Genomic DNA, 12,137 nt, shown 5'->3' with positions numbered 1-12,137 from the left:
GACAGTAGCGAGCAAGCGTCATTTGGGGCGATGCTGCCGATGCAGCAAATTGGCATGGAGCGCCATCATGGACGATCTGAACTTCATCAATATCGGCACCGATAAAATCACTGCGCTATTTGATGTGGCGATGCGATACGGGGTGGTGATCCTGCTCAAGATAGTCACCGCGATACTGCTCTGGATCGTGGGACGCTGGTTGATCGGGGTCGTCGTCAATATGGTCCGCACTTCACTGACCCGGCAAAAATTCGATCCAACCGTGCTGCGCTACCTGGGTTCGTTTATCACTGTGGTGCTGAACATTTTCCTGGTCATTGCGATCCTCAGTTACTGCGGCATCGAGACCACCAGCCTTGCGGCATTGCTGGCGGCCGTGGGCCTGGCCATCGGCATGGCGTGGTCCGGGCTTCTGGCGAATCTGGCGGCAGGCGGGTTCATCATCGTGCTGCGCCCGTTCAAGGTCGGCGACCTGATCAGCGCGGCGGATGTGACAGGAACGGTCATGGAAATCGGCTTGTTCGTCACCTCGATTAACACACTGGATAACGTGCTGACGATGGTGGGCAACAACAAGGTTTTTGCTGGCAATATCGTCAACTTTTCCAGCAACCCGTTCCGGCGCATGGAGTTGACGGCAACGCTGCCCGCCTCAGTGGACGAGCACGCGGTTATTTCAACGCTCAAGCAACAGATCGGCAGCATTCCCGATGTGCTGGCCAATCCGGAAGTGGACATCAATCTCTCGGCCATTTCCGCAGACGCCTTGACCCTGTCGGTCAGACCTTATTGCCACAACGACCATTACTGGGCGGTGTATTACAAGTCCGTGGAAGTGATCCGGGACTTGCAGCGCAACATTTCGAAATTCCAGACTGCTGGTTGAGGCGCGGCGAGATCGGGGCTGATGCTGATCGCTCAGCCCTGACGTCGGGGTTTATTGACCGGACATCCCGCCAACCTTGCCCATGATCATCGCGACAAACTGCTGCGGGGTCATTTTGACGCCGTTGAAGTCCACGATGTTATTGGCGTAATGCAGGTCGGAGATCACGTTGTCGCCATCGACCTTGGCCAGTTGCAGCACCACCGCCATACCGCCGACCATGTCGCTGGCAGCCTTGGCTTGCTCGGCAATCGCGGCAGCATCGGTCAGACCGGCAGCGCGCGCTTGCAGCGTGGCAAGATCCTGGATCATTGGCTTGGACAGCACGACTTTGGCGTCCAGCTGGCCAATGCTTTTTGCCGCAACAGCGGACGAAGGCTGATCAAGTGAGCCCGGATCTGCCAGATCGACAGCAACCCGCACATGGCTTTCACCGTTGGCGGTTTTCAGCGACAGCTTCTCAAGCTCGACATGCGGCTTGCCAGCCAGCAGCTTGGCCATTTCTGCATCCAGCAACTGTTGATCAGCAGGCAGCAGCGCCAGTTGCAGAGGTTCACCCGCAGCGGCGGCGGCCTGTTGTTGCGGCAGGATTTTGGTCTGGTACAGCTGATACAGCGCTTGCGTGGCCACGACATCGAAGTTGCTGACTTTGAATGCCAACTGCGCGGCGCCCACATCGTTGCCCTGATAGTTGATCATGCCGACGTTGTAATTGACCTGTGCTGCAAATTTGCCGTCGTCTTCCTGCGCCAGGTTGGTGTTGACCACATCCTTGAACAGCATGGGCGGCTGACCGGCAACCTGAGCCAGTGCGCTGGCGATTTTCAGATTGCTGTGGCCCAGGTAGAAACCGGATTTTCCCTTGGTGCCGCCGCTGTCGAACGTCAGGCCCTGCATACCCAGGACGACCTGGCCGTCGGGGCCGGTAACGTCCAGTTTCAGGTTGTCCATGTTGCCGGTGAGCTTGACCTTCTCGGCATCGGCGCTGGCGTCCACATCGACGGCCAGCCCGGAGAAGCTGAACGTGCCATCCGTATCGTTCATTTCCAGCGGTGACAGGCTCAGCCTACCGCTGACTGCGCGGTCGTAGCCGACACTCGCGTAACCCGTGACCGGCGCGGCGCCTTTGCTCATGGCAAACCACTTTTCAGCGCTCGGACTTTTTTCCATCTCGAAGTTGCTCTGCGCCATGACCGGCAGCAGTTTCAGCGACTTGATACGAGAGAACGGCAACGGGCCATGCTCGATGCGATCCACGAACAGGAACTCGGCGCTGGTGCCATCGGTGGACAGGTTTGGATCCTGAACAACAAAACGGTAATGCGCGGTACTGCTGAATACATGGCGATCAATCGAGAGCAGCTCGATGGTCATGCTGCTGTTGCTGCCGGTCAGGGAATTCTTCAGCTCTTGGTTGGCGTTCTGGATCGAGTCGCGCAGTACGCCTTCGAGCCGGGTGCCGGTGTACCAAGCGCCGCCAGTGGCCAGGGCTCCTGCGACGACGATGACGCCTACTGCGATGCCTGCTGATTTATTCATGTTCGACTCGAGGATGTCCGTTTCTGGATGTTGAAAGAAGTCTTCCCTGAACCAGGGCGGGTTTTGATGGCCTCAGACATGCCAAGCAAAATCATGCGTCGCCTCGGTGAAAAGTTGCGAGAGATTATCATCGACGGCTTGTAACGGCCCAGCGATGTTGCCCTGTTATGTGTACGAATGCTCCTTTTCGACAGGGGTTGGGCAGCCACATGGCTATTTGGTTGCAGCCACTCCAGATTCATACGCGGGTAGCAATAGCCTTCCTACAGACGTTAGGCTGACGTCAGGTTTGAAAAAAACAGGATTCGAGAACATGACTGAACTGCAAAGCGAGCGAGGCCCGATCAAGGCCGTAATTTTCGATATGGACGGCTTGTTGCTGGATACCGAAGGTATTTACACCGAGGTCACCCACCTGATTGCCAGCCGCTATGGCCGCACGTTCGACTGGGCCGTGAAACAGCACACCATCGGCCGTGGCGCGCGGGACTTTGCCGGGTTCGTGATTCAGGAGCTGGAGTTGCCGCTGTCGGTGGACGAGTTTCTCGACACCCGCGCGCCCATGCTCGACGAGCGCTTCCCCAAGGCTGCGGCCATGCACGGTGCCGAAGCGTTGGTGCGTCATCTGGCGCAGAACAACATTCCCATCGCCGTGGGCACCAGTTCTTCGATCCACTACTTCAAGGCCAAAACCGAACTGCACCGCAGCTGGTTTGAGCTGTTCGAAATCGTCGTCACCGCCGACGACCCGGAAGTGGGCGCAGCCAAACCCGCGCCAGACATCTTCCTGGTTGCCGCGCGCCGTCTGGGCATCGACCCGGCCGATTGCCTGGTGTTCGAAGACTCACCCTTTGGCGTGACCGCTGCCAAAGCCGCCGGCATGTATGCCGTGGCGGTGCCTGATTCACATATGCCAGTCGAGCAGTATGAACATGCTGACTTGCTGCTGGGGTCGCTGGCTGACTTCCCGCTTGAGGTCTGGGGATTGCCGGGAATGAAGGCTTAAACCGCCCGGGTCTTGTTGGAGATTCTATGAGGGCAACCGCCAGGCGCCGCAGATGTATTGTCTGAACCGACGCCTTCCCGGCTAAAGCCGGTCCCACTAGATCGCGCTGGTTTTGTGGGACCGGATTTATCCGGGAAGACGGCATTCCAGTAGACGCAAATGCATCGGCTTTATGTCCTATTGCGAACGTTGCGTAGATTCTTTTGGAGGCTTGCCCGCGAATCAGACGCCTCGGTGGACCAAAAGCACCGCGTTATCGTTCTTCGCGGGCAAGCCTCCAACGGGCCCTGCTTTCACTAATCGACGGGGCCTCCTACGGGTTTATCTTGCCGCGTGACGCCCCCCATGTAACATTTGCTTGCATCTTCGTCGTCGTTTTTTCGCATCTCATCCGTCTTAGTGGTATGCCCAAAATTTATTGGGACCGGCCTTGTCCGTTTTTTCGGACCGGTTGTCACTCTCAAGACAAGATTGCGCCCCATGTCCAAAAAGTCGCGTTCGCGTATCTGGTTTCTGGTTCACAGCTGGCTGGCTCTGCCCATCTGGTTCTTTGTGTTGATCGTGTGCGTGACCGGCACGCTGGCGGTGGTCAGCCAGGAAATCGTCTGGCTGGCGCAGCCTGAGGTGCGTGCGTCCAAACCTTCGGATGACGCCCCACTGCTGACCCTCGGCGAGGCGGTTATAGCCGTCAACAAGGCGCGCCCGGAACTGGTGATCAGAAACATCGTGCGCCCGGATGAATCACACTTCGCGCTGACCGCCAGCGTCAGCAATCCCGATGGCACGCTGACCACGCTGTACGTGAACCCCTACACCGGTGTCATTCAGGGCAAAGCTGCAACGTTCAACTTCCGCGGTTTCACCCGGGCGCTGCATGGTTGGTGGCTGGTGCCCTTTACCAATGGTTTCAGTTGGGGCTGGTATCTGGTGTCGTTCCTGGGTCTGCCGATGTTGCTGTCGCTGATTACCGGGCTGGTGGTCTACAAGCGTTTCTGGCGGGGTTTCCTGAAACCCAAGCTGCGTTTCAATCAAGGCTCCCGGGTTTTCTGGGGGGATTTCCATCGACTGTCAGGCATCTGGTCGATCTGGTTCATTGCGGTGATTTCCATCACCGGCACCTGGTTTCTGATTCAGGCGCTGCTGTTCGACAATCGCATTTCCATCTCTTCCGAAGGCGTGCCGATGTTTGTCGCCCGAGAAGAGGTGCCGATTTCGCCTTCCGGTGAACGGCCACCGACCTTCAATCTTGATCAGGCCATCAACGTCGCTCAACGTGAAGTGCCAGGCCTTGAAATCAGCTTCGCCGAGCTACCCGGTACCGCTTATGCGCCGCTGACCGTGGGTGGACGCGGCTGGTATCCGCTGATGTTCCAGACCGCCGAGATCAACCCGTACAACGGCGCAATCATTGGCCAGCGCCTGCTTGCGGACAACTCGAAGCTGGAATTCGTGACCGAATCCATGCGGCCACTGCATACCGGGGATTTCGGCGGGATCTGGATCAAGATGATCTGGTTCGTGTTCGGTCTGCTGCTGAGCATGATGGTGCTCAGCGGCCTGCTAATCTGGAGCAAACGCACAGCGCTGGCTACCGTCGCATTGCTCAAGCGCCCAGAGCGTGACATGCAGCGCCTGAAAGCAGTGAACGCCCTCAGAAAGGAACTCAACTCATGAGCCGGACCGCCACCGCCAACAGGAAAAAGCCTGCCCCGCCCACCACTCGACTCGGACGTTGGTGGCTCAAGTGGCGTTTCCATCTGAATATCCTGCTGCTGCTGATTCCGCTGGGCTTCATGCCGGCGTACTTCAAGAACGCCGCTTTCTTTCGCGGTGATGCCGGGCTTGGCGAACGGATGATCGGCGATATTCAGGTCGGCCCGTGGAGCCTGACGCTTGCTGAAGTGCATGACGAAGGCCCCGAGTCGGACGGCCCGGCGGGTTTCGTCAAGGAATTCAATGCGGCGCTCTGCCAGGCCTGTATCAGTCAGGTGAAGGTCGGCTACATGCGTGTAGGCAAACCTCGCAGCCTGCGCGCGGCCGGGGCGATTTTTGAAGGCAGTCCGTACCGGATGGGTGCAGAAGTGCCAGTGCCGACAACGACCCAAGCCGAGGATCAGTTGTGGATAACCCTGGAAGGTTGGGACGGTTCGGTGCATCAGAAAGCTATTCCGCTCAGCGAAGCCTCGCCGAAGACAATCGAGTGGCTGGCCAAGAATGGAGACAAACCATGATCCGCTTGAACCCATTGCGTCTGCTCGCTCTCGCCAGCCTGATCGGCCTTGGCAACAACGCCTACGCCCACGGTCTGGTGTGCAAGTGTGAAGAGTTGCCCGACCAGCAAGTGCGCTGTGTTGGCGGCTTTTCCAGTGGTGACGGCGTGCCCGACGTGACCGTGGATGTCATCGACTACAACGAACGCATCCTGATCCCCGGCAAATTCGGCCCTGACTCCACGTTCACCTTCAAACGGCCAAAAGGCGAGTTCTACGTATTGATGGATGTGGGCGCAGGGCATGTTCTGGAAGTCGATCATTTGCAGATCAAGCCAGCGCTTTGAATTTGTTGGAGCGAGGCTTGCCCGCGAACATAGAATCTCCAACACGTTATTCCAACGCCTTCAAATCAACCCCCAGCGCCGCGGCGAACGCTTTGACCAACGGGCTGCGGGGGGCGTTGTGGCGCAGGATCATGTTGAGGTTGGTGCGAATGTTGATCAGGTCGGGACGCAGCGCGCGCAACACGCCGTCACGGACCAGCCGTGCAGCAAAATGCTCAGGCAGAAAGCCGATGAAGCGCCCGGTCATGACCAGCATCGCCACTGCTTCAACCTGGGAAGCTGTGGCGGACTGACCGTCGAGGGTCACGAAGTTGGCCTTGTCGCCATGCAACGCATAACGATGATTGACCACTTCACAGCCGCGCAGCACATCGACATCGATCTCGCGCTCATCGACATCGAAAAGCGGATGACCCAGTGCGCAGTAGGCGTTTGAGGTTTCCTGATAAAGATCGAAGTAATCGAACTCCTCCCGACGCTGATAAACCGGGACAACACCGACGATCAGCCGCCCTTCGACGATCCCGCGCTCAATGTCATCCAGCGGCGAGGCATGCAGGCGTAATCTGACCTTGGGCGCTTCGTCATGCAGCACGCGCAACGCGGCAATCAGCGGCGAGTTGGGGTCCTGGAACGTGTTGTCGATCACCCCGATGTTCAGGTCTCCGGTCAGCTCATTCTGCGCAGAACTAAGGCGGTCGCGAAAACTGTCCACCGAGGCGAATAAATCGATGGAGGCCTGATAGACCAGCTTGCCCTCTTCGGTCAGACAAAAGCCTTCCCGACCACGGGTGCACAGGCGCATGCCGAGGCGAATCTCCAGATCGGAAATCTGTTTACTGATGGCGGCGAGGCCAACGTTGAGCTCATTTTGCGCAGCGCTGAAACCGCCCGCTTCGACCACCGCCTTGAACACCCGCAAAAGTTTGAAATCCATACCGCTGAGCGACAAAGGAGGGCGGTTTCCGGGCTTGGGGGGCAAGTTTCCAGAACCGGAAAGTGGAGTGTCCATAAAGCTGATTGACCTCAGTTGCCTTTTTCCACAGGCTGCGAGCCACGATACGAACATAGCCAACGATGATTGGCAACTTCACCTCAAGGACATCAACCTCGCGTGGCCACTTACTCTCTCGTTATCCGGCGTTTGATGATCTGCTCGTTGACCATCGTCGTCAGCCGGGCGATTACCAGTCCGTTGCTGACATTGTTTCTGAGCACGCGATTGGGGCTGGATCAACAGGATGTCGGCTTGCTGATGGGCATTGCGGTGTTCCTGGCAACCTTGCTCGGGCTGTATGGCGGCTACATCATCGATCGCCTGGAAAAACGCAAACTGCTGATCGTGGCGATGTTTTCCAGCGCGATAGGTTTCACCTTGCTGACCTTCGCCCACGACGTGTACCTGACCACGCTGACGCTGGTGATCACCGAAACGGCATCGGCATTGTTCCTGATCGGCTCCAAAGCCATCATCAGCGAGAACCTGCCGATTGGCCTGCGCGCCAAAGCCTTCTCCCTGCGCTACACGCTCACCAATATCGGCTATGCCACCGGCCCGATGCTGGGCGTGATCATCGCCGGGTACTGGCCGCTGGCGCCGTTTTTTATCGCCAGCGCCATCGCCTTCGGCAGTCTGTTCCTGATGATTGGTATTCCGCCCACCCAACGCAGCGACGGGGTCAAACCGCAGAGCTTTCTCAGCACGCTGCGCACGCTGAAAAACGACCGAACGCTGATCCTGTTCACCAGCGGCAGCCTGCTGAGCACGATCGTGCATGGGCGGTTTACGCTGTATCTCTCGCAATTTCTGCTGGTGACCCAAACGTCGACATCGGATGCCTTGAAGATTCTGTCCGCCATGCTGGCCTGCAACGCAGTGACGGTGATTTTGCTGCAGTATCAGATCGGACGCTTTCTCAAGCGCGAGCAGTTGCCTTACTGGATCGTCGCGGGCACCGCGTTGTTTGTGGTCGGCCTGCTGGCTTTCAGTTTTTCCCACAGCATGCTGGCGTGGTGCATCGCGATGTTCGTTTTCACGCTGGGCGAAATGATCATCTATCCCGCCGAGTATCTGTTCGTCGACACCATCGCACCCGAGAACTTGCGTGGCAGTTACTACGGCGCGCAAAACCTGGCGGCGTTTGGCGGCGCATTAAGCCCGGTGATTTGTGGCTATTTGCTGATCAACACGCCAGCGCCGACCATGTTCTATGTCCTCGCCGGACTTACCGCCATGGGCGGCATGCTGTGTTTCTGGAGTGGACGCAGCGTGGCGCTGGTGCCCGATGTCCAGGACTTGGCGGATCAGACTTCCAACTGATTCACTGCCACGGCGCAGGCTCCCCGAAAAGTTGACCCTGCGCCGCCTGAATGCCCATCTCACGAATGACGCGCAACTCGCCCTCGGTCTCGATACGCTCGGCAATCAGCGGCAGATCGATGCTGTGGGCGGCGCGCTGCATCGCCTCGATAAACAGGCGTTTTGGCACTTCCACATCAATGTTGCGGATATAGCTGCCGTCGATTTTCAGGTAAGCGAGCCCCAGGCTTGAGAGGTCGCCAATCATGCTGAAGCGGCCGCCAAAGTGCTGCACCGCCAAGGCATAACCCAGCTCATGCAGGCGCGTGGTCAACGCTTGCAACCCGGCTTGCTCAGACATGCGCCGGGCGTCGATTTCAAGGGTTAGCCGCGAGGCGGCCGAAGCATGTCGACGCAGCAGCTCAAAGGCTTGCTCACGGGTGGCCGAATCCTCCAGCGTGGTGCCCGAGACGCTCAATGCCAGCGGTTTGTGATGCTGGGCCAACTGTTCGAAAACAGACTCAAGCATCAGCAGATCCAGCCTCGACGACCAGCCGAAGCGTTCAACCCAAGGCAGGAATCGACCGGCCGACATGAGCTGTCCGTGTGGGTCACGCAGCCGCGCGAGCACTTTGTGATGCAGTACCTGCGTGGAATCACGAGTGTCCACCACCGGCTGGAAAAACAGCTGAAAACTGCGCTGAGTCAGCGCCTGATCCAGCAAGCGATACCAGGCGTGATGGTCGTCTTCGGGGCTGGATACCGCGCTGCGCGGTGCCATGCTCCAACCCGGATCGTGCTGGTTTTCCGCCTCGACCAATGCCTGGTCCGCCAGCCCGATCACAGTTGAAGGGGTGTCGCCCGGGCTGAATGCCGCCAAGCCAATCGACGCGATGGGTGTGACATCAGAAGCGCCGGTTTCCTGCAGGCTGACCAGTCCGCTTCGCAGCTTTTGAACCAGCAGCAACGCATCTTCGCGGCCCATGCCCGGACCCAGCACGGCGAATTCACCGCCCCGATTACGCGCGAGCAAGTGACGCGTCTGAAGATGGGCAGCACAATGGCGCGCGAGCAGATCGCTGATCGCCAAGAGCAGCGAGTCGGTGCGATTGCCACCCAGACGCTCATTCAATCCTGCCATATCGTTGACCCGCAACAGCAGCAGATAACCCGGGCTGGAATCCTCTCGACAGGTCAGATACTCCGCGAGCTGCATATCGAAATAACGCCGATTACCCAGCCCGGTCAGGCTGTCTTGCCAGCACTCGACACGCAGCTGCTCGGTTCGCTGCGTGTTCTCGACAAACAGCGCTTGAAGCTTGTCGACCATCAGGTTCATGGCCTGAACCACCCGGCGCAATTCCGGGGTGCCGGGCAGCGCTGAGAGACTCAGGAACTCGCGACGGGCGATGGCATTGGCTTGCGCAACCAGGTAATCCAGCGGTCGAAGCCGGCGTTTGAGCAACAGGCCACCCAGCACTGCGCTGAGCAAGCCACAAATCAATAACCAACCCAGGCTGCCCAACGCGCTTTGCCAGAGCTTCTGCACAGCGAACAGGGGATGGCTGACCACTTCGACCCGTGCCGCCTGCTGCCAGCCGCGACTGATAATTGCACTCCCACCGGCAGGTTCCAGCGCAATCAATTTGATAAACCATGTGGGCACAGCGTTGGTATTGGGTTGCGCCTGGCGCTGGACCAGCGATTGCCCACTGGCTACGTCCACGACCTTGATGCTTGTGTAATACCCGCTGTCGAAAATCGCTGAAGCCATCAATTCGACCATCGCTGGATCATCGATCACCGGCGTTAGCGACAGCGCCAATGCTGTCGCCGCATCCTGGGCATGGGAGTGCAACTGGGCGACGTATTGGCTACGTGAGCTTTCCAGGCTGATCAAAAAGCTGCCGCTGAAGGCAATGACCAAAAACAGGCATATGGCGATCAATAGCTGTTTGAACAATGACATCGGCGCTCCTTGCTCCGGGCAGACTATCGTTCAGGTTCTGGCGGAAAGCCTTCGGCTCGCATTTTTTTCAGTACATCCTGCCAACGGGACAGACGCTTGCTATCGCCTGCCCTTGTATTGCCGGAACCACCCGGGAGCCATACACCTTCGCCGTTAAATGCATACACCGGCAGCAGATCCGGGCGCTGGCTTGCGGGCGTTATCACCTCAATCAAACTGTCCAGAACAAGGGGGTCGCCAGTTGGGGTGGCGTAATAGGTCAGCACCATATGGGCGCGATTGAGGCCTAGCGCCTTCACGTAAGTAATCAGCAATTTTTCACTGGGTACGCCCAGGCGCCGCAAGCTGAAGTATTTGGCAATTGCATAGTCCTCACAATCTCCCGCACCCTTGAGCAGCGATTCCACCGGCGTTGCCCAGTAGTCCGGCTGGTGCCACAACTCGCTATCTTCTCGATAATGCAGCTGGCGGTTGAAGAACCGATTGACCAGGTTCAACTGTTCCAGCTCGCTGGACTGCCTGCGTGTGCTCATCAGATTCTGCCAGGCGTCGATGCGCTCCCGCCCTTCTCCCAGCGGCCCATACAAAGCTTCGGCACGGTGGCTGATGACAGCAAAATCCCAGTCAGCATGAACCGCGCCGATGAAGCCCAAGGCGACCAGCACGAGCGCGATACAAGGCCCGCAGCCAAGTTGATCAAACGCCAATCGTGCCGCCATGCAGTGATTCCGTGTGGCTGGCCATTAGCGCTTGATGGTGCAGTTTCGTTCGGAGAAAAACAATGGCGCGGTGAGATCATCTTCTCGATAGATTGGCGACCGTGCGAAGGATCAACCGCGTTGCAAACGCGCCATGAAACGACTAATCCTTTGGCAGAGTTTGACAATACGTTGAGCTGTTCTAGTGTCAATTGGATCCATCCCGTAGCTCTCTCAAAGAAGTATGGTGATGCGTAATCTCGATAGACAAAGCTTTCTGCGCGGACTTCTCGGCGATGAACAGCCTCCAGCGCATCTGGCTAGAGCAGTTATCGAAGAAAGGTTGCGCAACGCTATCCTCGATGGTCGCTTGCCCGCCGGCATCGCGCTGCGTCAGCAAGAGCTGGCGACCTTGTTCGGCGTCAGTCGCATGCCGGTGCGCGAAGCACTGCGTCAGCTCGAAGCGCAGTCTTTATTGCGTGTCGAGACGCACAAAGGGGCCGTGGTCGCATCGCTGATCAATGAAGATGCCATGGACGCCTACGCGTTGCGCATTCTGTTGGAATCCGAAGCGCTGCGTCAGTCGATCCCTTTGCTGGACGAAGACGATCTCGCCCTGGCACGTCGTTGCGTGGAGCAACTGGAGATCGAAACCGATTACAGCGAAATGGGCAGGCTTAATCGAATCTTCCACATGGCGCTGTATGCCAAGGCACACAACAAGCGACTGATGATTCTGGTGGAACAAGGCCTGAGTGAGGAGGAGCGATTCCTGCGCTTTAATCTTTCGGCGATGGGCTTTCAAAAGCTGCCTCAGAAAGACCACTGGGATCTGTTTGAGCTGGCCAAAGACAAAAAGGTGGAGCAAAGCTCGAGCATCACCTCAATCGCGCCATGGAAGCCATCACCCGGTATCTCAGTAGCCGACCGAGTGCCAAACCGGCAAGACCGCCTGAAACAAAAAAGAGTAATAGCTGACACGGACGCGACTTGTGCGCGTCTGGCATCGCGTCACCGTTATTCGGTGCGCAGAAAAACAAAACCCCCGAACGCGTAAGCGATCGGGGGTTCTGGAATTCAATCTTGACGATGACCTACTCTCACATGGGGAAACCCCACACTACCATCGGCGATGCATCGTTTCACTGCTGAGTTCGGGATGGGATCAGGTGGTTCCAATGCT

The 12,137-nt window shown here is 57.9% G+C and carries 10 protein-coding genes, 1 rRNA gene and 1 pseudogene; 7 read left to right on the top strand and 5 right to left on the bottom strand.

Features of this window, described 5'->3' with window-relative positions; translation table 11 throughout:
- Positions 1–67 precede the first annotated feature (67 nt).
- Positions 68–886, top strand: a complete 819-nt coding sequence (locus ACP7E4_RS26610; protein WP_426118783.1) for a mechanosensitive ion channel family protein — start codon at positions 68–70, stop codon at positions 884–886.
- A gap of 51 nt (positions 887–937) precedes the next feature.
- On the opposite strand, the gene ACP7E4_RS26605 is transcribed toward ACP7E4_RS26610, so the two are convergent.
- On the bottom strand, positions 938–2,425 hold the full coding sequence (locus ACP7E4_RS26605; protein ID WP_426118784.1) for a YdgA family protein: 1,488 nt from the start codon (positions 2,423–2,425) through the stop codon (positions 938–940).
- 313 nt (positions 2,426–2,738) lie between these two features.
- On the opposite strand from ACP7E4_RS26605, the gene ACP7E4_RS26600 reads away from it, so the two are divergent.
- From ACP7E4_RS26600 to ACP7E4_RS26585, 4 genes are all read left to right on the top strand, one after another.
- On the top strand, positions 2,739–3,431 hold the full coding sequence (locus tag ACP7E4_RS26600; protein WP_426118785.1) for an HAD-IA family hydrolase: 693 nt from the start codon (positions 2,739–2,741) through the stop codon (positions 3,429–3,431).
- Between the two features lie 480 nt (positions 3,432–3,911).
- Positions 3,912–5,105 carry a PepSY-associated TM helix domain-containing protein gene (locus ACP7E4_RS26595; RefSeq protein ID WP_426118786.1) on the top strand — a complete coding sequence of 398 codons (1,194 nt, stop codon included), beginning with the start codon at positions 3,912–3,914 and terminating at the stop codon, positions 5,103–5,105.
- Positions 5,102–5,662, top strand: coding sequence for a thiamine pyrophosphate-binding protein (locus ACP7E4_RS26590; protein ID WP_426118787.1), 561 nt, complete (start codon positions 5,102–5,104; stop codon positions 5,660–5,662). Before ACP7E4_RS26595 ends, ACP7E4_RS26590 begins: the two co-directional genes overlap by 4 nt.
- Complete coding sequence (locus tag ACP7E4_RS26585) at positions 5,659–5,988, top strand: hypothetical protein (RefSeq protein ID WP_426118788.1); 330 nt, start codon at positions 5,659–5,661, stop codon at positions 5,986–5,988. The genes ACP7E4_RS26590 and ACP7E4_RS26585 overlap by 4 nt, the downstream gene beginning before the upstream one ends.
- 46 nt (positions 5,989–6,034) lie before the next feature.
- Here the strand turns inward: ACP7E4_RS26585 and ACP7E4_RS26580 are convergent, their stop codons facing one another.
- The gene (locus tag ACP7E4_RS26580; RefSeq protein ID WP_426118789.1) at positions 6,035–7,000 is read right to left on the bottom strand and encodes a LysR family transcriptional regulator; all 966 of its coding nucleotides are present in this window, start codon (positions 6,998–7,000) and stop codon (positions 6,035–6,037) included.
- A gap of 102 nt (positions 7,001–7,102) precedes the next feature.
- Here ACP7E4_RS26580 and ACP7E4_RS26575 point away from each other — a divergent pair, with 102 nt between their 5' ends.
- The gene (locus ACP7E4_RS26575) at positions 7,103–8,308 is read left to right on the top strand and encodes an MFS transporter (RefSeq protein ID WP_426118790.1); all 1,206 of its coding nucleotides are present in this window, start codon (positions 7,103–7,105) and stop codon (positions 8,306–8,308) included.
- Position 8,309: 1 nt separating this feature from the next.
- On the opposite strand, the gene lapD is transcribed toward ACP7E4_RS26575, so the two are convergent.
- Together lapD and lapG are read right to left on the bottom strand one after the other, a co-directional pair.
- A complete protein-coding gene (gene lapD, locus ACP7E4_RS26570) occupies positions 8,310–10,256 on the bottom strand; it encodes a cyclic di-GMP receptor LapD (RefSeq protein WP_426118791.1) in 1,947 nt (648 codons plus the stop codon).
- A gap of 23 nt (positions 10,257–10,279) precedes the next feature.
- Positions 10,280–10,975 (bottom strand): cysteine protease LapG, encoded by a 696-nt coding sequence (lapG, locus tag ACP7E4_RS26565; protein ID WP_426118792.1) that lies wholly within the window; start codon positions 10,973–10,975, stop codon positions 10,280–10,282.
- A 229-nt stretch (positions 10,976–11,204) separates the two neighbouring features.
- On the opposite strand from lapG, the pseudogene ACP7E4_RS26560 reads away from it, so the two are divergent.
- A pseudogene (locus tag ACP7E4_RS26560) lies at positions 11,205–11,932 on the top strand (GntR family transcriptional regulator).
- A gap of 103 nt (positions 11,933–12,035) precedes the next feature.
- Here ACP7E4_RS26560 and rrf read toward each other — a convergent pair.
- A 5S ribosomal RNA gene (gene rrf, locus ACP7E4_RS26555) occupies positions 12,036–12,137 on the bottom strand; the annotation flags it as partial.

Source organism: Pseudomonas sp. DSP3-2-3, assembly GCF_049898225.1.
Classification (GTDB): Bacteria; Pseudomonadota; Gammaproteobacteria; order Pseudomonadales; family Pseudomonadaceae; genus Aquipseudomonas.
This window is presented reverse-complemented; position numbering and strand designations above follow the sequence as displayed.

What these genes read in the sequence shown, in the direction of transcription:
- ACP7E4_RS26610 (WP_426118783.1), top strand. Translation starts at nt 68, where the DNA reads ATGGACGATCTGAACTTCATCAATATCGGCACCGATAAAATCACTGCG.
- ACP7E4_RS26605 (WP_426118784.1), bottom strand. Translation starts at nt 2,425, where the DNA reads ATGAATAAATCAGCAGGCATCGCAGTAGGCGTCATCGTCGTCGCAGGA.
- ACP7E4_RS26600 (WP_426118785.1), top strand. Translation starts at nt 2,739, where the DNA reads ATGACTGAACTGCAAAGCGAGCGAGGCCCGATCAAGGCCGTAATTTTC.
- ACP7E4_RS26595 (WP_426118786.1), top strand. Translation starts at nt 3,912, where the DNA reads ATGTCCAAAAAGTCGCGTTCGCGTATCTGGTTTCTGGTTCACAGCTGG.
- ACP7E4_RS26590 (WP_426118787.1), top strand. Translation starts at nt 5,102, where the DNA reads ATGAGCCGGACCGCCACCGCCAACAGGAAAAAGCCTGCCCCGCCCACC.
- ACP7E4_RS26585 (WP_426118788.1), top strand. Translation starts at nt 5,659, where the DNA reads ATGATCCGCTTGAACCCATTGCGTCTGCTCGCTCTCGCCAGCCTGATC.
- ACP7E4_RS26580 (WP_426118789.1), bottom strand. Translation starts at nt 7,000, where the DNA reads ATGGACACTCCACTTTCCGGTTCTGGAAACTTGCCCCCCAAGCCCGGA.
- lapD (WP_426118791.1), bottom strand. Translation starts at nt 10,256, where the DNA reads ATGTCATTGTTCAAACAGCTATTGATCGCCATATGCCTGTTTTTGGTC.
- lapG (WP_426118792.1), bottom strand. Translation starts at nt 10,975, where the DNA reads ATGGCGGCACGATTGGCGTTTGATCAACTTGGCTGCGGGCCTTGTATC.